This window comes from Corallococcus sp. AB032C (genome assembly GCF_003668935.1).
GTDB classification, from domain to species: Bacteria; Myxococcota; Myxococcia; order Myxococcales; family Myxococcaceae; genus Corallococcus; species Corallococcus exiguus.
Genome location: NZ_RAWP01000131.1, coordinates 1 through 24,537 on the forward strand (window position 1 = coordinate 1; position 24,537 = coordinate 24,537).

Consider the following 24,537-nt stretch of genomic DNA (forward strand, 5'->3'; position numbering starts at 1 on the left):
CTTCACCGCGGGGGGCCAGGGGTGCGAAGGTAGGGGGGTGAGGAGCACAGAGCGAACGAACCGTCGGGTGGGGACGGTTTCCGAGGAGCCAGGGGCGGAGTACCGCCTCTTCGACGACATGCCCCTGGGCATGTTCGTGCTTCGGGACGGCCTGCTCATCCATTCAAACGCGGCCCTTTCCCGCCTGATGGGCGTGGAGCGAGAGCAGCTGTCGGGCAAGCCCGTGACGGCGCTCCTGTGGGAGCCGGGGCCGTTGGAGGACCCGGCGGATCGGCTCGCGCGGCGGCTGGGTTCGTCGCCCGTGGCGGGCACCTACGAGGCGTGGCTGGCCGTGGGCAACCAGGGGCTGCGCGTGGAGCTGACGGTGCATCCGCATGCCAGGGATTGGGTGGTGCAGGTGCGCGACGTGACGTCCCGCGTCTGTCGCCGCACGGTGCTGCGGCGGCTGGCGGAGCTGGGCAGCGCGGTGCGCGCGCTGCACTCCGAGGACGCGGTGCGCGAAGAGGTGTTCCGGGGGCTGGAGGCGCTGGAGCTGGGCTTCGCGTGGCTGACGCCCCGGGGCGTGGGCGTGGAGCTGTCCGTGGCGGGACTGTCCCCCCGGATGGTGCCGCACGCGCCGTCGCTGGTGGGCCGCGTGAGGGTGGAGGCCCCTGGCGGCTGGGCGCCCGCGCTGGTGCGCACCTGGCGCGAGGGCGATGCGTGGATGGAGGACCTGGGCGTGGAGGCGTCCCGGTTCGTGTCCGAAGCGCGCATGGACGCGGTGCTGGCGGTGTTCCGGCGCGTGGAGACGCACCGGGCGGTGGGCGTGCGCATCGACGTGGAGAACGCGCCCACGGCCATGCTGGTGCTCGCCTCCGACTGGCTGAGCGAGGAGGACGTGGCCGCGGTGCGGCTGTTCGGCCAGCAGGTGTCCTCCGCGCTGGACGCGGCGCGCACCATCCAGAGGCTGAGCGTGCGCGCGACGGCGCTCACCGCGTTGGGACGGCTGGCGTCACAGGCCGCGTCCGCGCCCCACCCGCGCGCCTTCTTCGGCTCCGGCACGGAAGAAATCTCAGGCCTGCTGGGCTGCGACGCCGTGTGCCTGCTCCTGCCCGCGGACACGCGGCACGAGTCGGGCGAGTCCCTGGAGCTCGTGTACGCGCGCGGCCTGTCCGAGGACGCGGTGGCGCGCGTGCGCCGTGCGCGGCTGGGTTCGCTTCCCCGTCCGGGCGGGATGCCGGATGCCGTGCAGGTGCTGGACGCGGAGACGTGTCCCGCGCCCACGCGCGACGCGCTCCGGGCGCTGGCGTTCCAGACGCTGGTGTCCGTGCCGCTGCGGGTGCGCTCGCGCGGCGTGGGCACGTTGAGCGTGCTGTTCCACGCGCGCCGCCGGCTCACCGCGCTGGAGGTGGAGACGCTCCAGGCCATGGGCACGCACTTCGCGGCGGCCATCGAGTCCCACCGGTTGCTGGACGAGGTGCGCGGCCGGGCGGAGGACCTGGCGCTGATGCACGAGGTGGGCAAGGCGCTGGCGGCCACGCTGGAGCTGGACCGGCTGCTGGCCACGGGCGTCACCAGCCTGGCGCGCATCGTGGACGTGCCGGACGCGTACGTGCTCCTGCCGGATGCCAAGGGGAACCAGCTCGCCATCCGCGCGGCGACGGGCAGCCACCCGGAGCTGGTGGGGCGCCACGTGTCGCTGGACCCGTCGGTGAATTCGCTCGCGGGCCAGGTGTTCCGCACGCGCCAGCCGCTCCGCGTGGAGGACGCGCGGCTGGAGGTGCGGGCGGACGACGAGCTGCGCCGCGCCGCGGAGGCCCAGTCGTACATGGTGCTGCCGCTCGCCGTGCACGACCAGATGGTGGGCGTGGCGGTGATGGTGGAGACGCGCCGGCCCCGCCGCTTCACGCCCGCGGAGCTGGAGCGCGCGGACGCCATCGCCAATCAGCTGTCGCTGGCGCTGGAGGGCGCGCGGCTGGTGGAGGACCTGAAGCAGAGCTACGCGGAGCTGGCGCGCGCGCAGGAGCAGCTGGTGAACCGCGAGCGGCTGGTCGCGCTGGGCGAGCTGTCCGCGGTGGTGGCCCACGAGGTGCGCAACCCCCTGGGCGCCATCTTCAATTCGGTGGCCACCATCCGCCGCATCATCGGCCCGGAGAATCCGGCCATCCCGCTGGTGGACATCGTGGGGGAGGAGGCGGACCGGCTCAACCGCATCGTCGCGGACCTGCTCACGTTCGCGCGGCCTCCGTCGCCGCACCTGTATCCGGTGTCGGTGACACAGCTGTTGGAGGAGGCGGTGGGCAGCGCGCTCGCGGACGTGGGCGGCACCTCGCCGTCTCAGGTGCGGGTGGAGTGGGTGATGGAGGAGGACGTGCCGACGGTGACGGTGGACGAGCGGCTCATCCGCCAGTGCTTCCTCAACGTGGCGCTCAACGCCGTGCAGGCCATGATGCCCCAGGGCGGCACGCTGCGCGTGATGGCGCGCAAGGCGTGGATGGACCGGGCCGGCGTGCAGGTGGAGATCAGCGACACGGGGCCGGGCATCCCGGCGGAGCTGCGCGCGCGCGTCTTCGAGCCCTTCTTCACCACCAAGGCGCAGGGCACCGGGCTGGGGCTCGCCGTGGTGAAGCGCATCATCGACTCACACGTGGGCCAGGTGTCGCTGGACGCGCCGGAGACGGGCAAGGGCACCATCTTCCGCCTCTTCCTGCCGCTGGAGCCGCCGGTGGCGCCGAACCTGCCCCTGACGGGCGCCTGACGAAGAGGCGCGCGCTCAGGTGCCGCCTTCGCCGCCGCCCAGGAAGAGCCACATCACGCCGAAGCCCAGGCCGCACGCCAGGGCCACCACCACGAGCATGGCCCAGAAGCGGTACTGGGGCGGGATGGGCCACAGGCCCTGGAGCGGGTTGCCGCCCTTGGACTTCACGGGCTTCTTCTTCTTGGTGTTGCGCTTCTCGGCGGCGAGCTCGGCTTCGCGGCGCTTCAGCTCCGCTTGCCGGAGCGCCTCGGAGATGTCCATGTCGTAGCCCACGAGCGTTTCGCGCGTCTTGGTCCGCACCTGCATGGGGCGCGTCTCATGGGGTCGCTCATTCACGACGGGGGCCTGGCGGCGAGGGACTTCCTTGGGCGGGACGTAGGGGGTCGCCTTCTCGTCCAGGTAGGCCGGCATGTTGCCCGTCGTCTGGGACAGGGCGCCGAAGATCTTCGCGGCCTCCAGGGCCTCGGTGGCTTCGCCCGCGCCCTGCGGCGACCAGGGCACCGGCAGCTCGTCCTGGGACATGGGGCGGGTGGCGTCCGGGAACGCCTCGGCGGGACGCGCCTGGGGAGCGGCGCCCACGGAGGTGGCGGGACGCGACTGCGGCGCGGGACCCACGGAGGTCTGGGGACGGGGCTGGGAGGCAGGGGCGCGCGGCGCCGCGTTCGCCTTGGGGCGGCCGGGCTTTTCGACGTCGGTGCTCTCTTCTTCCGCGTCGTCCGTGCTGGGGCGCGCAGCCATGGGCGAGGAACCAGCGCCCTCGGTGGCGTCGTCCTCGCCGGAGCCCGGGGTCCAGCCGCCCTTGCCGGTGGCGGGCAGGCCCGTGGCGCTCTTGCGCGCGGGCCGCTCGTTGGTGGTGGAGTCCTCACTGCCTGCGCCGGGAGTCCAGCCCGGGCGCGAGGGGCGGTTCTGCATCGGTGAGTCCTCCGGGGCCGGGGGGGGCCCCTCACTGTGAGACGCTCGAAGGTGTGTAACGGAGTCTTTCGCGTCCGGGCCCGGATTCCAATCTGGCCGGGACGGTTCTTCCGCCGGAGCCTGCCTGCCCGCGGGGGTGCGCTCCCCCGGGTCCGTGGTGTCCTCCGCGCCCGGGCCCCCACGGGATTCCAGCGGGCCAGGAACCTCCTGGGGGGTGGCCTCGTCCTCTCCCGGCCCGGGCGTCCACTGGAGGTCCACCGCCGGTGCCGGAGGGGCCTTGCCCACCTCCGGGGTCTGGGGAGGAAGTCCCGGCGTGGTGGGCTCCGCGGCACCGATGCCTGGCAGCCAGGCATCCATGGTGATTTCCAGATTGTGCAGCCGCGCCGGAGGCGCCTTGCGCGGCAGCTCCGGCGCGTCGCCAGACTCCTCCTGGAGCCTCTTCGCCTCCGCCGCCGCACGCAGCGCCTGCTCCACCTTCGCCGCGTCCAGGGCCTCGGTCTCCTGGCCCACGGTGGCGTACTCCGGCGGCGGCTTCGCGGCGTCTCGCGCTCCGGTCTCCGGGCCCGCGCCCTCCGCCCGCCGCAACTTCGCCGCGTCCAACGCCTCCGTCGCGATGTCCTCCTGCGCGCGGAGCGCCTCCGCCGCGTCCATGGCCCCGACAGCCGCGAGCACGGACGGAAACTCCTGACGCGTGTTCACGCGCTCGGGCTGCTCGCGCAGCAGGTTGTCCAGCATCTGCTGCTCGATGACCTTCTCGCGCGGGAAGGCCGCGGACATCAGCCGCACCAGGTCCTGATCCGTCACGGTGGGCGCCAGCTTCTCCTTCAGCGAGCCCAGCGCCTCCGCCATGGCCGTCGCCGTGGGGAAGCGGTCGTTCGGCTCGGACGCCAGCGCGCGCGCCAGGAACGCGTCCACCGCGCGCGGCAGGTCCGGCCGGTGGCGCCCCGCCGGTTCCCACTGCGGATAGGCCGCGCGCCGCCAGCGCTCCAACGGGTCGCCCCGCTGCGACAGCGGCTTCCACGAGAACAACTCCCACAGCACCACGCCCACCGCGTACAGGTCCGCGCGCCGGTCCACCGTGCGCTTGCGGGCCTGCTCCGGCGCCATGTACGTGAGGTTGCCAATCACCACGCGCGGCGCCGTCTGCTGCTCCTTCAGCGTGGACTGCGCCGCGCCGAAGTCGATGATCTTCACCTCGCCCGCGTAGCTCACGCACACGTTCGCGGGGGACAGGTCGCGGTGCACCAGGTGCAGCGGGTGACCCTCTTCATCCGTCGCGTCATGCGCGTACGCCAGGCCCTCGCACAGCCGGATGCCCACCTGGAGCAGCGGCCCCAGGGGCATCATCCGCTGGCGCTGCCGCAGGCGGTACGCGAGCCGGCTGAGCGTCTTGCCCAGCACGTACTCCATGGCGAGGTACAGCTGCCCGTCCACCTCACCCATCGCGTACACGCGCGCGATGTTCGGGTGCGCCAGCCGCACCACCACGCGGGCCTCGTCGCGGAAGCGGCCCACGAACTGCCGGCTGTCCACCAGCCCCGGCAGCACCTTCTTCACCACGACCGCGCGCCCCACGCCCTCCTCGCGCGCGAGGAAGACCTCTCCCATCCCCCCGGCGCCAATGCGGCGCACGAGGGTATAGGGACCGAAGCGCACGGGCCCGGTCAGGGCCTCTGGTTCAAGGGGCGTCGCCAAGCGCGCGGAACGCCTTGCGAGCCGCGGCGAGCACGTGCGCCACCTCCGGCTCGCCGATGGCCAGCGAGATGAAAGCCGCCTCGAACTGACTGGGCGGCAGGTACACACCTTCCTGGAGCATCGCGTGGAAGAAGCGCCCGAACTTCGCCGTGTCCGCCTTCTTCGCGGACGCGTAGTCGAACACCGGCTCCGACGTGAAGAACACCGTGATCATGCTGCCCACGCGGTTCACCGTCACCGGCACGCCCGCCGCCTTCGCCTCCGCGCGGAAGCCCTCCTCCAACAGCAGGCCCAGCTGCTCCAGCCGCGCGTACGTCCCCGGCGCCGCCAGCGCCTTCACGCACGCCAGGCCCGCCGCCACCGCCACCGGGTTCCCGGACAGCGTGCCGGACTGGTACACGGGCCCCTCCGGCGCCACCTTCGACATGATGTCGCGCCGGCCGCCGTACGCGCCCAGCGGCATGCCGCCGCCCACCACCTTCGCGAACGTGCTCAGGTCCGGCTTGAGCCCGTACAGCTCCTGCGCGCCGCCGCGAGCGAGCCGGAAGCCCGTCATCACCTCATCCAGCACGAAGAGCACGCCGTGCTTCTGGCAGAGCTTCTGCAACCCTTCGAGGAAGCCGGGGCGCGGCACCAGCACGCCCATGTTGCCCACCACGGGCTCGATGATGGCGCAGGCGATGTCCTTGCCCTTCTCGTTGAAGATGCGCTCCACGGCCTCCAGGTCGTTGAAGGGCGCGGTGAGCGTGAGCGACGCCAGCGCGGACGGCACGCCCGGGGAGTCCGGCAGGCCCAGCGTCTCCACGCCGCTGCCCGCCTTCACGAGGAACGGGTCACCCGCGCCGTGGAAGCAGCCTTCGAACTTGAGGATGGAGTCGCGGCCGGTGAAGCCACGCGCCACGCGGACGGCGGCCACCGTGGCCTCCGTGCCGCTGGACACCAGGCGCACCTTCTCCACCGAAGGCACCGTGGCGCAGAGCAGCTCCGCGAACTCCACCTCCGCGGCGACAGGCGCGCCGAACGTGGTGCCGCGCCGGGCAGCCTCCACGATGGCCTCCACGATGGGCGGGTACGCGTGGCCCAGGATGAGCGGGCCCCAACTGCCCACCAGGTCCACGTAGCGGTTGCCGTCCACGTCGGTGAGCCACGCGCCGGAGCCCTCCTTGAAGAAGACGGGGTCGCCTCCCACGCCACGGAAGGCACGCACCGGAGAGTTCACGCCGCCCGGGATGCGCGCCTGCGCACGGGCGAAGAGGGCCTGGCTTTGAGCGTGTTTCATGCCGGTGGGCATAGCACGCGCCGGACGCCCTTCCCTGCCCCGAGTGGCCCTCCGATGTTGCACCTCTTGCGAGCGTGCGCCCGCCCGGCCAGTGGCCCTTTCGAATCTCGCCCGTTCTTCTTGCGCAGAGCGGCCATCCAGTCGTTCGACCTCCAGTCCCAGGAACATTCCCTGCGCCCTTCCGACTCGCCCCGCCCCAGCGCTCGACCCGTAATGCAATTTTCACATAAATTGATTATTCATTCTTTAGTGAAAATGGCACATGAGTGAAAATACATCTTAAGCTACTGTATTTACTTGAATTTCATGCGGAAAATTTCTAGCCTTCATGTTGGCGATCTTCATTGTGGGCCCATTTTCACTCATGATGAAGCAGCCTCGGGAGTGAAAAATGCCTGCGGTCCTCTCCCTCCCTTCACGACTGGCCACTTGGCTGCCTCGCCAAACTTGGCTCCAGGTACGCAGCGACATCCGTCCTTCTCTTCGATTGGAGGACCGCGAGCTTCGCCTTCGGTTGTTGGAGGCCCCCGCGCGGCTCAGCGTTGACCAACTCCCCTCGCTATTGAACCTGCATCTGTCCCTCGCGGAGCCAGACGCCGCTGTTCCCGTTCTCACAGGTGCATTCCTCAGCCAGGGCGTCCGCGAGGCACTGGAGGAACGAGATGCGAGCTACATTGACGCGAACGGACATTTTCACCTGATCGCGCCGGGCATCTGCATCCACCTTGAGAGCACGAAGCGCTCAGCCGCAGCCGCGAAGCAGTCGGGACAGATGACGCTGGGCCCTCATGGCGTGAGGGCCGTGCAGATCCTGCTGCAGGGACAAGAGTCCTTTTCCATCTCTCAAGTGGCGGAGCAAGCCTCCGTCTCAATCGGGCAGTCGCACAAGGTCCTTACCCATCTTGAAGGGCTGGGACTGCTCCGTACGACGGGCAGAGGTCCCTCGAAGCGGCGCATCGTCGTGTCGCGGACCGAATTGCTCGACTGGCTCCAGCAGCAAGCTAGCGCCACACGGAGGGAGCCCTCTTTGCAGGTTGCCATTTATGCAAGGCGTCCCGAGGAACTCTGGCTGCAATCCAGCGCCAAGTTGAGCAGGGCCGGTATCTCCCACGCGCTCACGGGTTCAGCTGCGGCCAGCGTGTTCGGTGTAGGACCTACGAACGTTGCTCAGTCACTCATCCGCATCTCGCCCGACGTACCTCTTGCACACGCAGCGAAACAACTCGACGCCGAGGTCACCGAACGAGGCGCCAACCTCACGCTGCTCCGTGACACCGGAAAGGTCGGTTCATGGGCTCCTACCAACAAGGAGGGGATCTCCATCGCGCCCATGGCGCGCATCTATCTCGATGCGCGTTCCGAGCGACGGGGTGAAGACATCGCCCAGCAATTCCGTGAGGTGATCCTTGGCTACTGAAGGCTTCCATCTTGGGGAGTACGATCCCTCTGTCCGGTCAGCCTTGCTTGCTGAGGCGGTGCATGTCGTCCGCGCGTTCGGATTCGCGGGAGCGCACATCGTCATCATCGGTGGACTCGTCCCATCCCTCCTCGTACCAACACCCGAGGTGGGCATCGAGCCCCATGCTGGAACGCAGGACCTCGACCTCTGCCTACGCGTCGCACTTGTCGAGGGAGAAGTCGGCGACTACGAGCGCATGGAGAATGCGCTCAAGGCGGTGGGATTCAAGATGCACGCTGGCACAAGCTGGCGCTGGAAGGGTGGCATCTCGCGCCCCCTCATCGTCGAGTTCTTCTGCCCTCCTGGCCCTGAGCGTGAGGTGGGAAGGCTGTACAGACCGGGCGGCGTAGTGGGAGGAAAGCTCTGCGCGTTGGTACTGAAGACCGGCAACCTCATCGACCGTGACTTCGTCGAGAAAGAAGTCGACGTCGTTCTCCCAGGAGGCGGTGGTAGAACGCGCCACCTTTTGAAGATCGCAGGGCCGGCCTCGTACCTTGCGGCCAAGGTGGATGCGCTCAAGAATCGAACGAAGAACAAGGATGCCTACGACATCGTCTGGCTTGTCGAAGCGTGGCCAGGAGGGCAGAGCCCGCTTGCAGCCACCATCCGGTTAAGTCCTGTCCATGACGATCCCGTCTTCCAGCATGCGCTCGTCGCGCTTGGCCATGAGTTCGCGGACCTCGATGCGGCGGGCGCACGAATGTACGCCCGCTTCATGTCAGCGCCAGGTGTCGACCTGGATCAATCCGCCCGGCGCGCAAGCAGCGCCGTGAAGCTGCTGCTGGCGGAGCTCGCGCCAGCGCGGTTATAGCCACCGCATGCGCATCCTCCACACCATGCTCCGGGTCGGCGACCTGGAGAAGTCGCTCGACTTCTACACCCGCGTCATCGGCATGAAGCTCCTGCGCCGCCAGGACTACCCGGACGGCCGGTTCACCCTCGCCTTCGTCGGCTACGGCCCGGAAGACACCCACCCGGCCCTGGAGCTCACCCACAACTGGGACACGGCGAAGTACGAACTGGGCTCCGCCTACGGCCACATCGCCCTGGGCGTCAGCGACATCCACGCCACCGCCAACGCCATCCGGCAGGCCGGCGGCAAGGTCGTCCGCGAGCCCGGCCCCATGAAACACGGCACCACCGTCATCGCCTTCGTGGAAGACCCGGACGGCTACAAGGTGGAGCTCATCCAGCAGAAGGCCTGACCCACCCGTGGCGCCCCAAACAACCGGGGCGCCCTCCCGTGAACCCGTGGACACGGACGGCATGGGCAGGCAGGCGGACGCGATTTAAGCGCGATGTTTCGCGCCTTCCGCTCGCCGCGCCCCCGGCGGGGGTGTAGAGAGGCCCGCGCGCGATGCAGCGAGGCGCGCACCCTCCCCCTCTTCTTTCGAGGCCGTCGTCATGGTGGAGAGTCCCCAGAGCCAGAACGCGCTGTCCCCCGACGAGCTTCACGAGGCGTGGGCCGTGCTCTCCATGGACGAGCGCCTGGAGGGCTTCCGCCTGCTGCCCGCGGCGGTGGCGGACGACTTCTTCCTGGGCCTCACCGCGCGCGAGCAATCCGAGCTCATCCTCAGCCTCCCCCAAGGCGAGCGCCGCACCTGGGTCCGCCTGCTCCCCCCGGACGACCTGGCCGACCTGGTCCAGGCCGTGGAGCCGGAGCAGGTGGACGCCATCCTGTCGCAGCTGGACGACGCCAGCCGCCGCGAGGTGAACGTCCTGCTGGCGTACTCGGAGGACGACGCCGGCGGTCTGATGAACCCGCGCTTCGCCCGCGTGCGCCCGGACATGAGCATCGACGAGGCCATCGGCTACCTGCGCAAGCAGGCGCGCGAGAAGGTGGAGACCGTCTACTACGCGTACGTGCTGGACGCCGAGCAGCGGCTGCAGGGCGTGCTGTCCCTGCGCCAGCTCTTCCAGGCCGCGCCGGACAAGCGCGTGGCGGACGTGATGATTCGCGACGTCATCACCGTGGCGGAGAACACGGACCAGGAGGCGGTGAGCCGCACCTTCTCCGAGCACAGCTTCATGGCCATGCCCGTGGTGGACGAGCAGCGGCGCATGAAGGGCATCGTCACGGTGGACGACATCGTGGACGTGGTCCAGGAAGAGGCCACGGAGGACATCCAGAAGGTCGGCGGTATGGAGGCCCTGGACGCGCCCTACTTCGACGTGGGCTTCCTGGCCATGCTCAAGAAGCGCGCCGGCTGGCTGATGGTGCTCTTCCTGGGGGAGATGCTCACCGCCACCGCCATGGGCTACTTCGAGCATGAGATTGCTCGCGCCGTCGTGCTGAGCCTCTTCATCCCGCTCATCATCAGCTCCGGCGGCAACTCCGGCAGCCAGGCCACCACGCTCATCATCCGGTCGCTGGCGCTGTCGGAGATGCGGCTGAAGGACTGGTGGCGCGTGGCCCGGCGCGAACTCAGCACGGGCCTGGCGCTGGGCGCGATCCTGGGAGTCGTGGGCTTCCTGCGCGTGATGGCGTGGCAGGCGCTGTTCCACAGCTACGGCGACCACGCGTTCCTCATCGGCATGACGGTGGGCGTGTCCCTGGTGGGCGTGGTCATCTTCGGCACGCTGTCCGGTTCCATGCTGCCGTTCATCCTCCGGCGCGTGGGCTTCGACCCCGCGAGCGCGTCCGCGCCCTTCGTGGCCACGCTGGTGGACGTGTCCGGACTCGTCATCTACTTCACGGCCGCGAGCCTCTTCCTGAGCGGCACCCTGCTGTAGTCGGCGACGATCCCGGCCCCCATGATTCCTACCCACCGTCGGCGCACGCTCACCCTCGCGGCGCCCGAAGCTCCCGGCCGTCCCGCGCACGTCTCCGCCGCCAGTGGTCTGGTGCGCGCGGGGGACTGGCTCTACGTCGTCGCGGACGACGCGCTCCACCTCGCGGTGTTCCCTGCGGCCGGAGACGCGCCGGGCCACACCGTGCGCCTCTTTCCCGGAGAGCTTCCGGCAGGACACGCGGAGCGCAAGGCTGCGAAGCCGGACCTGGAGGCGCTGTGCAAGCTGGGCCCCTCCGCGTCCTTCGCGCACGGGGCGCTGCTGGCCCTGCCCTCGGGGTCCACGCCCGCGCGGCGCAGGGCGTCGGTGCTGCCTTTGAACGCGGACGGGACGCTCGCGGGCGAACCGCGCACGGTGGACTGCACTTCGCTCTACTTGCAGTTGGAGCGCGAGTTGGTGGCGCTCAACGTGGAGGGCGCGGCGGTGGCAGGCAAGCGGCTGCGGCTGCTCAACCGGGGCAATGGCGAGGGCGGCGTGGACGCGCTGGTGGACCTGGACCTGGACCGCGTGCTGGCCAGCCTGGACGTGGGCCTGTTGGGGCCGGAGGCCGTGCGCACCGTGCGCCGCTGGGAGCTGGGTGAAGCCAACGGCGTGCGGCTGTCCTTCACGGACGCGTCGCCGCTGCCGGACGGGCGCGTGGTGTTCACCGCCACGGCGGAGGCCTCGCGCGACCGCGTGGCGGATGGGCCCGTGACGGGTTCGGCGGTGGGCGTGCTCGCGCCGGATGGCACGCCCGTGTACCTGGACGCGGTGGACGTGCCCGTGAAGCTGGAGGGCGTGGACGCGCGCGTGGAGGGTGGCCGCGTCCACGTGCTGCTGGTGGCGGACGCGGACGACCCGTCGGTGCCCGCGCCGCTCCTGGAAGCCGCGTTGCCCGTGCCGGGCTAGCTAGCCGCCGCGCTTCACCAGCAGCGGCCCGAAGGCCTGCGCCACCGGCATCATGGAGATGACGTTGATGTTCACGTGCGCCGGGCGCGTGGCCACCCAGTACGCCGTGTCCGCGACGTCCTCGGGCGTGAGCGGCTGGGTCTTGTCGTAGAGCGCGGCGGCCTTCGCCTCGTCGCCGCGGAAGCGCACGTTGGAGAACTCCGTGCCGCCCAGCAGCCCCGGCTGGATGTCCGTGACGCGCACCGCGGTGCCGTGCAGGTCCGCGCGCAGGTTGAGCGTGAACTGATGCACGAACGCCTTCGTCGCGCCGTACACGTTGCCGCCGGGGTACGGGAACTCGCCCGCGATGGAGCCGATGTTGATGACGTGCCCCCGGTCGCGCGCCACCATGCCCGCGAGCGCCTCACGCGTGCAGTACAGGAGACCCTTCACGTTGGTGTCCACCACCACGTCCCAGTCCTCCAGCCGCGCCGCCTGCGCGGGCTCCAGCCCCAGCGCGAGCCCCGCGTTGTTCACCAGCACGTCCACCTGCGCGAAGTCCGCCGGCAGCGAGGCGAACGCCGCCTTCACCGCCGCCTTGTCCGTCACGTCCAGCGTCACCGGCAGCAGCCGTTCGCCCAGCTCCGCCTTGAGCGCGTCCAGCCGGTCGCTCCGCCGCCCGGCGGCGATGACCCGCGCGCCCTCCTTCACGAAGCGGCGCGCGATGGCCTGCCCGATGCCCGCCGTGGCCCCTGTCACCAGCACGATCATGTGAATGCCTCCCACGCGAGAAGGGCCGCTTGCGCCCCGTCAGGGCACGGCCCGGCCGTTACATGGCACGCGGGAGGAACGGGCGCACGCGAATGCGCCCGAAGGGACAACGTCAGTCGCCGCGGTCGCGGGCGGCCTCTTCGGCGCTGCCGCCCATGGCTTCCACGGAGGTGCGTGCCTGCTTGCTGCGGTCGAACGCCACCTCCTTCTTGCCAATCCCCTCCACCGTGAGGTTGGCCAGGCGGCGGCGTGCCCGGGTGATGGCGTCCTGCACCAGCGACGGGTCGGGGTGCGTCTTCAAGCACTCCACCCAGGTCTCGATGGCCTTCTCGTTGTCGCCCGCGTCCGCGCGCAGCTTGCCCATCTCGAAGAGGGCGTGCGGCGCCAGCTCCGAGTCCGGGAAGCGCGTGCGCAGGTCCGCGTACGTCTTCAGCGCTTCCTGGCGCTTGCCGTCCACCATGGCCAGGGCCTGCGCCTGGAGGAAGAGCGCGTCGTCCACGTAGGGGCTGGTGGCGAAGCGGTCCGGCAGCTTCTTCGCCTCCAGCTCGCACTGCGGATAGTCCTGGAGCTCGAAGTACGTCTTGGCCACCTGGTACTGCAGCTCCGCGCCCTGCGGCGGGTTGCGGTGCAGCGCGGCGGTGAGCTGATCAATGGAGCCGCGCAGGTCGCGGTAGTGCACCCGCAGCAGCTCCGCCAGGATGATGCGCGCCTCCAGCGACTCCGGCGCCTCCGGGCACTGCTGGATGAGCTGGCGGTAGACGCTCACCGCCTCCTTCACCTTGCGCTGCTCCAGCCAGTACACGTCCGCCGCGCCCTTGAGCGCCCGGGCGCGCATCACCAGCGCCTCCGGGGTCTCGTCGCGCAGCAGCATCTCGTAGGCCTTGCGGTACTCCACCAGCGCTTCGTCCGGACGCTTCTCGAAGATGGCGTCGCGGGCGCGCTGCATGTGGTCCACCGGCTTGTCGCGGCAACCCGTGACGGCGAGCGCCCCCACCGCCAGGACACATGCCCACCGCGACAGCGCGCGCGTCATCAGCAGGACTCCGGGATGACGCGCACGCAGCGCGTCTCGTCGCAGCGCACGCACTCGCGCTCCGAGGAGACGTCCGTCACGCACACGGAGACGCGCGACGTCCTGGGGCAGTCCTCCGACGTCACACAACGGTAGAGGCCCCCGTCGGTCCGGGAGATGTCCACCGCCGTCGAGCCGCAGTTCTCCAGGTCGTTGCATCCCAGGAGCGCCGCCGCCGCGACTGCCATTGCTGCCACCAAGGCGCGTTGCACGGCTGTGGGTTCTAGCCAACTTCCGACCCCGGGTCACGAACCGTGCGCCCGCCTGCCCGCTCGGAAGCAGGAGTTCCCCGGGAAAGCGAGCACCCATGCATGGCCAGCGTTTCGCCCGCCGTGCTAGCCCTGTCGCGTCACGCCATTCCCCCCTCTCGCACCAGGAGTCCGAAAACCATGAGCCTTCCCTCTCGTCCTCGCGCGGTGGTGACGGGCGCCGGCAGCGGCCTGGGCCGCGCTTTGTGTGAAGCGCTGGCGGCCCGTCAGGCGCGGGTCATGGTGTCGGACATGAACGCGGCCAGCGCGGAGGAGACCGCCCGCCGCGTCACGGAGCTGGGCGGCGAGGCGCGCGTGCACCCGTGTGACGTGACCGACCCGGACGCGGTGGAGGCGCTGGCGCGCGCCACGGACGAAGCGTTCGGCGGCGTGGACCTGGTGGTGAACAACGCGGGCGTCGCCACCGGAGGCGCGGTGGGCACGCTGCCCCTGTCCGAGTGGAAGCGCGTGCTGGACGTGAACCTGTGGGGCGTCATCCACGGCTGCCACGCGTTCGTGCCCCGCCTGAAGAAGCAGGGCTCCGGGCACGTGCTCAACATCGCGTCCGCGGCGGGGCTCGTGTACGCGCCGAACCTGGCGGCCTACAACACGTCCAAGGCGGCCGTCGTCGCGCTGTCGGAGACGCTCTACGCGGAGCTGCAGCCGCTGGGGCTGGGCGTCACGGTGGCGTGCCCCACGTTCTTCCGCACCAACATCGCCGCCGCGGCCGCGCCCTACGCCGACCCGGAGACGCGCCGCATGAGCATCAAGCTGGTAGACCAGTCCAAGATTGGCGCGGAGTGGGTCGCCGAGCGGCTGCTCAAGGCAGTGGACCAGGGCGCGCCGCACGTGCTGCCCATGGCGGATGCGCGCTGGTTCTGGCGGCTGCGGCGGCTGGCGCCCGGGCTGTTCCTCCGGGGCGTCATCGCGGTGGAGAAGCGCCTCCGCGAGCGCACCGCGCGCATCCCCGGCTAGAACCTCAGTTGCTGCGCTGCTGCGTGGGCGCCTTGCCGGACGTGAGCACGGTGGTGTCCACGGACGCCATCGAGTTGCGCTGCTTCACCATCCGCGCCTTCTGGTTCTGCTTGTCCTCGTGCTTGAGGATGGCGGCCATGTGGGCGTCGGCCACCTTGCACTGGATGGCACTCACCTCCTGGTGACGCCGTCCCAGCTCGTTCCACATGGCGAGCCGTCCCTGGCTGCCCATGAGCCGGTCCTCGACCGCGTCCAGGGCCTGGTCCATCTGCTTGCCCTCGGCCTCCAGGGCCGCGAGCCGCGCTTCGGAATCCTCGGGGGACTGCCCGCATCCGGTGGCCACGGCGACCCCTACGGCCACCGCCAGTCCGAGCCACATCCGCCGCATCCCCACATCGCCTCCCAGGTGTCTCGGGCCGTCCACCGGCCTTCAGGCAGCGCAAGGTAGGAACGGGCCCTGGGAGCGACAACCCGAACGCCAGCCGGGGAGGTAGGCGTTTCCAGGAGCGAACGTTTGGGCATCTTTCCTGTCCCACCGGTTTGACGGTGAGGCAGAAGGCCCGTGAATTCCGCGCGTCAGGGCGCGGGGCGCGTCCGGTGCTTCAGGATGAACTCACACACTTCGCGCGCGGCGCCAAAGCCCGCGGCGCGCTGGGCCACGTAGTGCACCTGGGCGCGCACCTCATCCGGCGCTTCCGGCACGGTGGCGGAGAAGCCCACCGCCTTGAGCAGCGGCAGGTCCACGACCTCGTCACCCATGTAGCCGCAGTGCTCGGCGGACACGTTGAGGATGGCGAGCAGCTTCTCGAAGTGCGCCACCTTGTCCTGGCTGCCGAAGTGCACGTGGCGCAAGCCCAGCGACTGCATGCGCATCTGCGCGGAGAGGCTGTCGCCGCCGGAGATGGCGGCCACCTCGATGCCCACCTCCTGCAGGCGCTTGATGCCCATGCCGTCGCGCACGCTGTACATCTGCGTCCACCCGGAGTTGGGCACCCAGAAGATGCGGCCGTCGGTGAGCGTGCCGTCGATGTCGAAGATCATCACCGACAGGCGCGCCACCCGGGCCTTGAGCGACTCCAGGTCGTGGTTCATCCGTGCCTCCGCTACTTGGGCACGGCCTTGAGCGAGGCCTTGCCGTCCTTGATGACGACCTTGAACTCCACGGCCTTCGCGTTGTGCTGCTTGAGCAACTCCGGCACCTGCTTGCGCAGCGTGGCGGCCACGGACTCGTAGGACAGCTTGGACGTGTCCTCCTGGCAGCGGCGCTTCGCGGTGACGTACGCGTCGTACACCGCGCGCAGCTTGTCGTCGGACATGCCGCCACCGGGGCCCGCGGCCGCGGGACGGGGTGCGGCGGCAGCAGGAGCCGCCGCCGGACGCGCGGGCTGCTGCGGAGCGGCCGCCGGAGCCTTCGTGGCCATGCCTGGAGGCACCGCCGGACGTCCCGCCGCCGGAGTCCCGCCCGGAGCCACCGCCGGCGTCACCGAGGGCATCTTCGACGTCCCCACCGCCGGGGTCCCCTTCTGCGGCGTGCCCGCCACGGGCGAGATGGACGGCAGCCCGCTCACGGGCGCGACCGCCGGGGTCCCCTGCTTCGGCGGCACCAGCCCCGCGGGCGTGCCCCGGGGCGCGCCGGCCGGCTGCGCCGCGACAGGGGCCACCGACGGACTGCCGCGGAAGGGCGTACCGCCCGCGGACTGCTGCTCCGCCAGGTACTCCGAGGAGAGCTTCGGCTCGTTGATGGGGCGGCGGCCGGTGAGCTCTTCAATCTCCTCGAAGTCCATGTCGTCGATTTCTTCGGGGATCTCCACCACGCCCTTCTGGCGGTCGCCCGTGGCACCGGCCTGCTTCGTCCCGGCGCGGCGGCGGGCCTTGGCCAGGTCGCGGCGGTAGGTGCCGGCTTCAATCTCCTGGATGGTGCGCACCCACAGCCGCTCGTAGGTGAGGAACTTGTTGTGGAGGCTCTGCACGCGGAACTTCACCGACGTGCTGCGGATGAAGGCCCCCTTGAGCTTCATCATCCGCTTCTTCAGGTCCTCATGCGCGCGGATGGGCGCCTGGCGCTCCATGCCGATGAAGTACTGCTCGTAGCTGTGGCGCAGCTCCGCGATGGCGGCCTCCAGCTCTTCACATTGCTGAAGGGCGGCTTCGCTGGAGGAACTGGCGTCCTGTTGCGCGGGCCGGCTCCCACCTTTGGCGGCGGACCGTGCGTTGTCGGGCGGCGGCATGTTCCCGGAGTGTCCCCAACCCGGGCGCGGCTCGCAACCTCAGGCCGCCGACGGTGTAGGCCCCAGGCCAGCGGCCTCACCCGCCGGTCGGTGGCGCGCCATCAGCAGCGCACCGAAGGTGAACATGCACAGGGAGATGAACTGGCTGGTGGACACGTTGTACCAGGCCTCCAGGGGCACCGCCCCGGCCAGCCCCTGGGCGCCCAGCGACTCCAGCAGACCGTGCAGGGTGCCGCGCTCCACGTCGCCCCGGAACAGCTCCACCGTGGTGCGCAGGACGGCGTAGGCCATCAGCCACAGGGCGAAGATGTGCCCATGGAAGCGGCGGATGCGGCGCGCGTACAGGAGCGCCACGAAGAGCACCAGCTGCCCCACGGACTCGAAGAGCTGCGTGGGGTACACCGGCAGCGTGGTGCCGTGCTGGGCCACCCAGTCGGAGATGCGCACCGCGCCCGGCGCCCACTCGTGGAGCACCTGTCCGGTGGCCTCCACCACGAAGCGGTCATCCCCGGCCTGCGAGCCATACGCCAGGCTGGACGCGCGCCCCAACTGGCCGAACAGGTCCTGGGCCAGCCCGGAGCCCGGGAAGGTGACGCCCGTGTGCGAGTGGCTTCCGGCCATGTCGCCCCAACAGCACCCGGCGGAGAAGCACCCCAGGCGCCCCAGGCACTGCCCCAGCGACACGGTGGGGATGCACACGTCCGCCAGCCGCAGGAAGTCCAGGCCGTGCCTGCGGGCGAAGAGGAACGCCGCCAGCCCCGCGCCAATCAGGCCGCCGTAGAACACCAGCCCGCCGCCCAGGGAGAAGACCTGCGTCCAGTCGCGCGCGTAGTCCTGCCAGTTCACCAGCACGAACAGCACGCGGCTGCCCACCAGCCCGCCCACCAGCACCCAGAACGCCATGTCGAGCACCTGCTCGCGCTTCTGGGGCCCCTCCGTGTCCACCCAGCCCCGGCCGTCCACGAAGCTCACCCGGCGCCACTCGTCCTGCGCCAGCCGGCCCGCCACCGACACCGCGGTGACGAAGCCCGCGGCCAGGAGCACGCCGTAGGTGTGCAGCGGGATGCCCTCGCCCCTACCGCCGGGGAACGCGTCCGCGGGCAGCGCGTACATCAGGCCGAAGTACGCGAGGAAGCCGCCCACCACCGCGAACCCCACCGCGCGCAGGAGCTTGTCCTGGAGCGACGCGGGGCCCTCCTTGCCCGTCTTCGCGTCCACCGGCCCCAGCGTGCCGCGCCAGCCGTTGACGGCGACGGAGGCCACCACTCCCACCGCGGCGGCGTACAGCAACAGCTGCATCCACAGCGTGGTGAAGGACAGGCGGAACAGGACGGGGAGCATGGGGACCTCTTGCCCGGGAGGCCCGGACGAACGGCGGGGACAACCGGGACGGGCGGGAGGGACATTCCCGGCCCGCCGTCACGTCACTGCGCGGCCTTAGCGGGAGTGGAGGCCTCCGGCTTCTCCTTGCGCACGAAGGCATCCACCACGAGCATGCCCACGCCGATGCAGATGGCCATGTCCGCGACGTTGAACGACGGCCAGGCTGCCTTGTCGTACCAATGGGCCTCCAGGAAATCGATGACGAAGGCCCGCGCCACGCGGTCGATGTAGTTGCCCAGCGCGCCGCCCAGCACCAGCGGCAGGCCCCACAGCGCCCACACCTCCGCGGGGTCCTTGCCGGACAGCTTCCGGAAGTAGAAGACGATGAGCAGCACCGCACCCAGGCTCACCAGGTGGAAGAGCGGGCCGCGCACGTTCGGGGCCAGGTTCCTGAACATGCCCCACGCCGCGCCCGGGTTCTCCGCGTAGCGCAGGCGGAAGAAGTTCTCCGCCACCTCCACGTGCGTTTTCGGCTGGAAGTGCAGGCCTCGGAAGCCCGGCTCTTCCGCGGGCGAGTAGAACTCGCCCAGCCGTTCCGACAGCGTGGTGGCCCCGTCGAAGCGGGTCGTGAGATCGCGCACGACCAGGTACTTCGTCCACTGGTCCAGCACGATGACGCCCAGCGTGAGGGCGAGGAGGATGACGTATTTGCGCGGCACGGAGAGGGCTTATACCAGCCCACCCCCGCGCGTCACGGCTGGGGGCTGCTGCCCTGGGGCAACGGCTGCGCGGCGGCTGCCTCCGGCCGGCGCACCGAGTCCAGCAGCATCAGCGCCACGCCCACGCAGATGGCCGCGTCCGCCACGTTGAACGTGGGCCAGCGCATGCCCGGCTGGTTGCGCCAGTGCCAGTCGATGAAGTCGATGACGTAGCCCCGGATGAGGCGGTCCACGAAGTTGCCCAGCGCGCCGCCGGTGATGAGCGCCAGCGCCACGCGCACCAGCTTCTGCGACGGCTCCGTCTTCCGGTACAGCGTCAGGATGAACCCCAGCGCCACCAGGCTCACCACGTGGAAGAACGCCTTGCGCGCCGTCTCCGGCAGGCTGGAGAACATGCCCCACGCCGCGCCCGGGTTCTCCACGTAGCGGAAGTGCCAGTAGTCCTCGATGAAGCGGTACGGCCGGGTGTTCTTGCGGAACACGCCCTCCACCGGAGGGTCGTTGTCCAGGTTCTGCTCGCTCAGGAAGCCGGACACGCGCGCCATGCCGCTGCGGCCATCCAGCGCTTCCGTCAGCCGGGACACGGCCAGGTACTTGGTCACCTGATCCGCCGCCAGCACGGCGAGGACCACCACGAGGAGAAGACGGAAGGAGGCTTTCATGGGGTACCCGAACCTCTATCGCGCCCCCGGGAGCCCTGACAACCCGGACCCGGGCCGCAGGCCGCCGGCCCGCCTGCCCTCTCCCTCCCGGAGTCCGCCCGTTTCGGGCATGGTGCGCCCATGGCGCCTGTTGAGCCCGACGTGAAACCCTCCACTCCCGACATTGCCCCACCCGGAACCACCACGCCCCCGGCGAAGCCGACGTTGATGGCGCGCTTCAAGGCGTTGCTCCTGGAGTACGGCCCGGTGGCCTTTGGCCTGTACTGGCTGAGCTTCGGCCTGTCGATGGTGGGCTTCTGGGCGGCCATCCGCGCCGGCTTCCAGCCTGAGGGCGCGGGGGCGCAGGCGGGGGCGTGGGGCGCGGCCTACGTGGCCACGCAGGTCATCAAGCCGCTGCGCCTGGGCGCGGTGTTCCTGCTGACGCCGCTGGTGGCGCGCATCCCGCCGGTGGCGCGCTTCCTGGAGCGCAACCGGCACAAGTGGAGCGACCTGCTCTGAAACGGCGCGGGCCGGGCACCGGGGAGCTCCCGATGACCGGCCCATGTTGCCTGCGGGGTGCCCGTTAGAAGTTGGGCGTGCGGAACGTCTTGATGACGCCCATGTGCTGCATGCTGGAAGCGCCGCTGTCCGTGTTCAGCGCCGGGTAGATCTCCGAGATGGGCGTGTACACGCGGCTGTCGAGCACCAGTCCGTTGTTGAAGGTGCTGGCCCCGATGACGGTGGGCACCTGGTACTGGCGCAGGTCGGAGTCCACGATGACGTGGTCGTAGGGCTTGCTGCGGGTGGCGTTGGTGCCTTCCTTGCCGTTCTTGTCCACGGGGTGCGGGCCCGCGATGTCGACCACCTGCTTGAAGGTGGTGAGGCACGCCTCGGAGCGGGAGTCGGTGTTGAAGTCACCGCCGATGGCCAGGTAGTCGCCCTCGGGGATGTTCGCCCGGATGTAGCCCACGAGCTGGGTGGCTTCCGCGTTGCGGTTGCTGGAGCTGGTGGTGAGCAGGTGGACGCTGATGGCCCACAGGTCGCGAGGCCCGGGGATGTCGATGCGGGCCCAGGCGAAGTCGCGGTTGGAGACCTTGGCATCCTTCCACTCGCCCGACTCGATGATGGGGTAGCGGCTGATGATGCCGTTGGGGATCTGCGCGCCGGTCTCGCGGTAGTAGTAGAAGCCCGCGCCGATCATATCGACCATGGAGCGCATGTCCGAGGCGGAGTCCGACTTGTAGTTGAACTCCTGGATCATCACGACGTCGGGCTTCACGCCCTGCATCAGCCGGATGCCGTGGCCCGGGTCGTAGTCCTGGCCGTTGCCGCTGGAGAGATTGGCGGCCATCAGGCGGATCTGCGTGTAGCCACCGTCGGTATCCGTCTCGCCAATCGGGCCCGCGTCCGCGGAGCCACCGTCGGTCGTGGTGCCCGCGTCCTCGGTGGTGCCCGCGTCGACAGTGGTGCCCGCGTCGACAGTGGTGCCTGCATCGACCGTGGTGCCCGCATCCTCGGTGGTGCCCGCATCGACCGTGGTGCCCGCATCGACCGTGGTGCCCGCGTCCTCGGTGGTGCCCGCATCCACGGACGTGCCCGCGTCCACCTCGACCTCGGTGCCGGCATCATTGGTGCCTGAATCCACATCGGATCCGGCGTCCTCGGTGGTGCCCGCATCTTCCGTGGACTGACCCGCGTCGGATCCGGCATCGACGGTGGTGCCCGCGTCGGTGCGGGTCCCGGCATCGACGGAGGTCCCCGAGTCCGGAGGCGCGGTGGGCTCTTCACCCTCGCCGCAAGCGAGGGCCAAGAAGCCCATCGCCAGGAGGGGGCGGAGATACGGGGGGAGCTTCATTGCCATGCAGGGCCTGGATCCTTGCTTCCGAGGGTGTCGAGGGGGTGACCCATCGGCTTCGGCGCGCCGACTGGCGCGTGAGTATAGAAGTTTGCAAGAAGGCTGTCCTCTGACCGCCCGTGAGGATTGCGTCACTGCCTTTCAAGAATCCGAGATTTTCGTCGCTCCGCAGCTGGGGAAGGCGGGGATTCAAAGAAAGGCATCACGGGCATTGGCTACGACGCAGCAGGACGTGAGGAGTCCAGGATGTCATCAAGGCAGCTCACGGTGCGGATCCACGGCGCACTGAACGACTTCGTCGCACCGGAGCGCCGGGGGCAGGCGTTCACGCACGTGCTGCAAGGCAGGCCGTCCGTGAAGGACCTCATCGAGTCGCTGGGTCCACCGCACCCGGAGGTGGACGTGGTGTTGGTGGATGGAGCGCCGGTGGACTTCGCGCACCGCGCGGAGGAGGGCACGAGCCTCGACGTGTATCCGGCGTCGGATCCATCGGTGCCGCAAGTGGCGAGGGAAGCGCGAGTGGGGCCGCCCCTGCCAGAGATGCCGCGCTTCATCCTGGACGTGGGGTTGGGGAGGCTGTCGGGCTTCCTGCGGATGCTGGGCTTCGACACGCTCTGGCGCAACGACTACGCGGACGACCAACTGGCGCGCCTGTCCCACGACGAATCGCGAGTACTCCTCACGAGGGACCTGGGCGTGCTGAAGCGCTCGGAGGTGGTGCACGGCTACTTCCCGCGAGCGACCGACCCCGCGCACCAGTTGGTGGAGGTGGTGCGGAGGTACGGCCTGACTTCGCGCATGCGGCCCTTCTCCCGCTGCATCGCGTGCAACGCGCCGCTGTCCACCGCGACCCCGGAAGAAGTGCAGGGCCGCGTCCCGGAAGGCGTGGCCCAACGCCACAGCCATTTCCAGCAGTGCCCCGGCTGCCAGCGCGTCTTCTGGCCCGGCACGCACCACGAACGCATGCAGAACCTGGTGGAGACGCTGCGCAAGCTGGAACAGTCCAGCTGAAAAGCAGACGTCTGGAAATAATTTAAAGGCAAAGCTCAGGGATTGGGCAGGGACGCGTCTGAAGGCCTGCAACTTCAGACACCCTTCACCCAGACAGACACTCCCAGCATGACAGCCCAGCTTCGCCGAATCCTCATCATTGGCCTTGCATTCCTCGCGGGATGCACCGCGCAGGATCCGCCGCCTGAAGAGGCAGCCCCTCCTCCGCAATCAACTCTCCAACGCCTGGACACGCCCGCGGCCCGGGTCCTGGCCGTTCCCAAATGGGTAGGCGTACTGAAGGCCCGAAGCAGGACGAGCGGCCAGTGGACGACGCCCTATACCTCGCACCAGTGGAAGGGGGACCTGACGTACTTCGCCCCCATCGAGATCTCCATGTTGGAGGCGTCGAACTTCGGGTTCGGTACCGCCAAGCGAGGCTTTGTCAACTTCAGCCGGATCGAGCAGGACATCTTCCAGGGGCAGACATACGCAACGTATGCGGCCCGGTGCTCGGACAGCACGGCCACCCGCACGGTGACGATGGAGTTCCCCTCGGACAGTACTTACAAGATCCAATTGCCCCCGTTCAGCAGCATTCAGTGCAAGGGAACAGGGACCCAAGACGGGACCACGGCCGACATCATGTTCTCGTGGTACGCGTTGAACCACTTCCAGTTCGGAAGTCACTTCGTCTTCGATCTCCCCGCCGTGGATGCCCCGCTGCGCATCCATGGGACGAAGCACCTCATCACCAGCGACTCCACCGTCCTGGCGACCATCCCGGACCCCATCCCCTACGGCACGACCCCCGTGGAATGGGACATCGAGTGGGACCTCCGGCCCGAGGGTGATGACCTGGACCTCGTCTTGAGCGCGGAGAACTACAATGACTGGCTGCCGCTTGCGAACATCGAGCCCGTCGTCGGGACGTCCCTATCGTCAGGCGCACAGAGACCTGGCTCCACCATCCGAGTGAAGGCCGAGGGCATCCCCAAGCCTGGCTCCACATCGACGCCCAAGTTGAAGCAAGTCACTTTCTATCTCATGTCTTCCAACGAGCCGGGCATTGCCATGAACGCGATGGATGGAAGCCCGACCCCGGATGGTAACGACTTGCAGTTCGAGAAGGAGAAGAACGAACTTCTTGGCCTGGAGTTCATCGATATCGAAACGGTGAAGAGTCCTGAGGGGGATTACACGGAGGTAAAGGCCATCGTCTCCTCCTTTGATTACGGGGGATACGGCGAGGTTGTCGCATGGGGGGTCACCGAAGATGGCCGGGGCATCGTATCGGTGAGCGAGGGCCAGAGAGACCCGTCCGAGCCTCCCGATGAGCCTACGGATGAGCCGCTCCGCTTGCCGAGGAGATCGCTGAACTCCCACATCGCAACCCTGTGGAAGGCGCTAAAAGACAGCCTTGAGAAATCAGACCTGGACGACAGCGAAACGCTGGGAGGTGGACGTGGGGACGTCAGCAAGCCAGGCGATGGACTGAGCCACTATGAGGAATACAGAGGATTCATCATCAACAATGATCACACCCGAACCAACCCAAAGGGCGTTGATTACTTCCTCAGCAACAAGATGGGGTCCAAGGCCACCCCAGGCATCAACTTCTTCGAGGAACTGACCAACATCAAGGTGCACCGCGTGGGCGACCAGGAATTCGAGTCACCCAGCCGCGTGATCAACGCCTTTTACAAAGATGCGACCCACGTGACGGATCAGCACGTGGTCCTCATGTACGAAGTGACGGGTGAAAAGGGGACCTCCAATACCCTCCCAGGACCTGGTAACCCCAAGAGCGTCTCACGGATTGAAATTGCAAGGGGGACACCCGCGGACGCTGAAGGATCCCCTCATCTAGCGAGTTGATCAGCATACGCTCGCTCGGCGGCTGCGTGCGAAGGCGCTGGTATCCGCGCAAAGAGGCAGCCACCATGAAACGCAAGGTGGCCATCGACGCAGAGCAG

22 protein-coding genes are annotated in these 24,537 nt (G+C 69.2%); 10 read left to right on the top strand and 12 right to left on the bottom strand.

The features are described from left to right. Nucleotides 1-67 precede the first annotated feature (67 nt). Nucleotides 68-2,737, top strand: coding sequence for a GAF domain-containing protein (locus D7X99_RS36405; protein ID WP_169827033.1), 2,670 nt, complete (start codon nucleotides 68-70; stop codon nucleotides 2,735-2,737). 15 nt (nucleotides 2,738-2,752) lie between these two features. Here D7X99_RS36405 and D7X99_RS44560 read toward each other — a convergent pair whose 3' ends face one another. Both D7X99_RS44560 and hemL read right to left on the bottom strand, forming a co-directional pair. Continuing rightward, the gene (locus D7X99_RS44560) at nucleotides 2,753-5,344 is read right to left on the bottom strand and encodes a serine/threonine protein kinase (RefSeq protein ID WP_304997940.1); all 2,592 of its coding nucleotides are present in this window, start codon (nucleotides 5,342-5,344) and stop codon (nucleotides 2,753-2,755) included. After that, entirely contained in the window at nucleotides 5,328-6,623 is a 1,296-nt protein-coding gene (gene hemL, locus D7X99_RS36415; RefSeq protein ID WP_121781788.1) for a glutamate-1-semialdehyde 2,1-aminomutase, read from the bottom strand. Before hemL ends, D7X99_RS44560 begins: the two co-directional genes overlap by 17 nt. Before the next feature lie 562 nt (nucleotides 6,624-7,185). Here hemL and D7X99_RS36420 point away from each other — a divergent pair. The 5 genes from D7X99_RS36420 (at nucleotide 7,186) to D7X99_RS36440 (ending at nucleotide 11,760) form a co-directional block, all read left to right on the top strand. Beyond that, complete coding sequence (locus D7X99_RS36420; RefSeq protein WP_147476370.1) at nucleotides 7,186-8,040, top strand: hypothetical protein; 855 nt, start codon at nucleotides 7,186-7,188, stop codon at nucleotides 8,038-8,040. Continuing rightward, on the top strand, nucleotides 8,030-8,893 hold the full coding sequence (locus D7X99_RS36425) for a hypothetical protein (RefSeq protein WP_147476371.1): 864 nt from the start codon (nucleotides 8,030-8,032) through the stop codon (nucleotides 8,891-8,893). Before D7X99_RS36420 ends, D7X99_RS36425 begins: the two co-directional genes overlap by 11 nt. 7 nt (nucleotides 8,894-8,900) lie before the next feature. After that, complete coding sequence (gene gloA, locus D7X99_RS36430) at nucleotides 8,901-9,287, top strand: lactoylglutathione lyase (RefSeq protein ID WP_120575573.1); 387 nt, start codon at nucleotides 8,901-8,903, stop codon at nucleotides 9,285-9,287. 199 nt (nucleotides 9,288-9,486) lie between these two features. Next, the gene (gene mgtE, locus D7X99_RS36435) at nucleotides 9,487-10,815 is read left to right on the top strand and encodes a magnesium transporter (RefSeq protein WP_121781775.1); all 1,329 of its coding nucleotides are present in this window, start codon (nucleotides 9,487-9,489) and stop codon (nucleotides 10,813-10,815) included. Between the two features lie 21 nt (nucleotides 10,816-10,836). Next, entirely contained in the window at nucleotides 10,837-11,760 is a 924-nt protein-coding gene (locus D7X99_RS36440; protein ID WP_121781776.1) for a hypothetical protein, read from the top strand. Here D7X99_RS36440 and D7X99_RS36445 read toward each other — a convergent pair whose 3' ends face one another. The 3 genes from D7X99_RS36445 to D7X99_RS36455 all read right to left on the bottom strand — a co-directional run bounded on the left by D7X99_RS36445 (nucleotide 11,761) and on the right by D7X99_RS36455 (nucleotide 13,770). Continuing rightward, a complete protein-coding gene (locus tag D7X99_RS36445) occupies nucleotides 11,761-12,510 on the bottom strand; it encodes an SDR family NAD(P)-dependent oxidoreductase (protein ID WP_120598427.1) in 750 nt (249 codons plus the stop codon). A 112-nt stretch (nucleotides 12,511-12,622) separates the two neighbouring features. After that, nucleotides 12,623-13,543 carry a tetratricopeptide repeat protein gene (locus D7X99_RS36450; protein ID WP_120575569.1) on the bottom strand — a complete coding sequence of 307 codons (921 nt, stop codon included), beginning with the start codon at nucleotides 13,541-13,543 and terminating at the stop codon, nucleotides 12,623-12,625. Next, the gene (locus D7X99_RS36455; protein ID WP_169827029.1) at nucleotides 13,543-13,770 is read right to left on the bottom strand and encodes a hypothetical protein; all 228 of its coding nucleotides are present in this window, start codon (nucleotides 13,768-13,770) and stop codon (nucleotides 13,543-13,545) included. The genes D7X99_RS36450 and D7X99_RS36455 overlap by 1 nt, the downstream gene beginning before the upstream one ends. Nucleotides 13,771-13,971: 201 nt before the next feature. On the opposite strand from D7X99_RS36455, the gene D7X99_RS36460 reads away from it, so the two are divergent. Continuing rightward, the gene (locus D7X99_RS36460) at nucleotides 13,972-14,805 is read left to right on the top strand and encodes an SDR family NAD(P)-dependent oxidoreductase (RefSeq protein ID WP_121781777.1); all 834 of its coding nucleotides are present in this window, start codon (nucleotides 13,972-13,974) and stop codon (nucleotides 14,803-14,805) included. Between the two features lie 4 nt (nucleotides 14,806-14,809). On the opposite strand, the gene D7X99_RS36465 is transcribed toward D7X99_RS36460, so the two are convergent. The 6 genes from D7X99_RS36465 to lspA (D7X99_RS36490) form a co-directional block, all read right to left on the bottom strand. Next, nucleotides 14,810-15,184, bottom strand: a complete 375-nt coding sequence (locus D7X99_RS36465; RefSeq protein ID WP_233605045.1) for a hypothetical protein — start codon at nucleotides 15,182-15,184, stop codon at nucleotides 14,810-14,812. 197 nt (nucleotides 15,185-15,381) lie between these two features. After that, nucleotides 15,382-15,897, bottom strand: a complete 516-nt coding sequence (locus D7X99_RS36470) for an HAD family hydrolase (protein ID WP_121781778.1) — start codon at nucleotides 15,895-15,897, stop codon at nucleotides 15,382-15,384. Nucleotides 15,898-15,908: 11 nt separating this feature from the next. Continuing rightward, entirely contained in the window at nucleotides 15,909-17,033 is a 1,125-nt protein-coding gene (locus D7X99_RS36475) for an MXAN_5187 C-terminal domain-containing protein (protein ID WP_121781779.1), read from the bottom strand. Between the two features lie 39 nt (nucleotides 17,034-17,072). Continuing rightward, nucleotides 17,073-18,374, bottom strand: coding sequence for a prolipoprotein diacylglyceryl transferase (locus D7X99_RS36480; RefSeq protein ID WP_121781780.1), 1,302 nt, complete (start codon nucleotides 18,372-18,374; stop codon nucleotides 17,073-17,075). An 83-nt stretch (nucleotides 18,375-18,457) separates the two neighbouring features. Then, nucleotides 18,458-19,075: a signal peptidase II gene (gene lspA / locus D7X99_RS36485; RefSeq protein WP_121781781.1), complete on the bottom strand. Its 618-nt coding sequence runs from the start codon at nucleotides 19,073-19,075 to the stop codon at nucleotides 18,458-18,460. Nucleotides 19,076-19,107: 32 nt separating this feature from the next. Beyond that, complete coding sequence (gene lspA / locus D7X99_RS36490) at nucleotides 19,108-19,737, bottom strand: signal peptidase II (protein WP_121781782.1); 630 nt, start codon at nucleotides 19,735-19,737, stop codon at nucleotides 19,108-19,110. A gap of 141 nt (nucleotides 19,738-19,878) precedes the next feature. Here lspA (D7X99_RS36490) and D7X99_RS36495 point away from each other — a divergent pair, with 141 nt between their 5' ends. Then, nucleotides 19,879-20,235 carry a hypothetical protein gene (locus D7X99_RS36495; protein WP_233613983.1) on the top strand — a complete coding sequence of 119 codons (357 nt, stop codon included), beginning with the start codon at nucleotides 19,879-19,881 and terminating at the stop codon, nucleotides 20,233-20,235. A 64-nt stretch (nucleotides 20,236-20,299) separates the two neighbouring features. On the opposite strand, the gene D7X99_RS36500 is transcribed toward D7X99_RS36495, so the two are convergent. Then, nucleotides 20,300-21,577, bottom strand: coding sequence for an endonuclease/exonuclease/phosphatase family protein (locus D7X99_RS36500; RefSeq protein WP_121781784.1), 1,278 nt, complete (start codon nucleotides 21,575-21,577; stop codon nucleotides 20,300-20,302). 240 nt (nucleotides 21,578-21,817) lie between these two features. Here D7X99_RS36500 and D7X99_RS36505 point away from each other — a divergent pair, with 240 nt between their 5' ends. Together D7X99_RS36505 and D7X99_RS36510 are read left to right on the top strand one after the other, a co-directional pair. After that, the gene (locus tag D7X99_RS36505; protein WP_121781785.1) at nucleotides 21,818-22,582 is read left to right on the top strand and encodes a Mut7-C RNAse domain-containing protein; all 765 of its coding nucleotides are present in this window, start codon (nucleotides 21,818-21,820) and stop codon (nucleotides 22,580-22,582) included. Nucleotides 22,583-22,690: 108 nt separating this feature from the next. Further along, nucleotides 22,691-24,439, top strand: a complete 1,749-nt coding sequence (locus D7X99_RS36510) for a hypothetical protein (RefSeq protein ID WP_147476372.1) — start codon at nucleotides 22,691-22,693, stop codon at nucleotides 24,437-24,439. Nucleotides 24,440-24,537 lie beyond the last annotated feature (98 nt).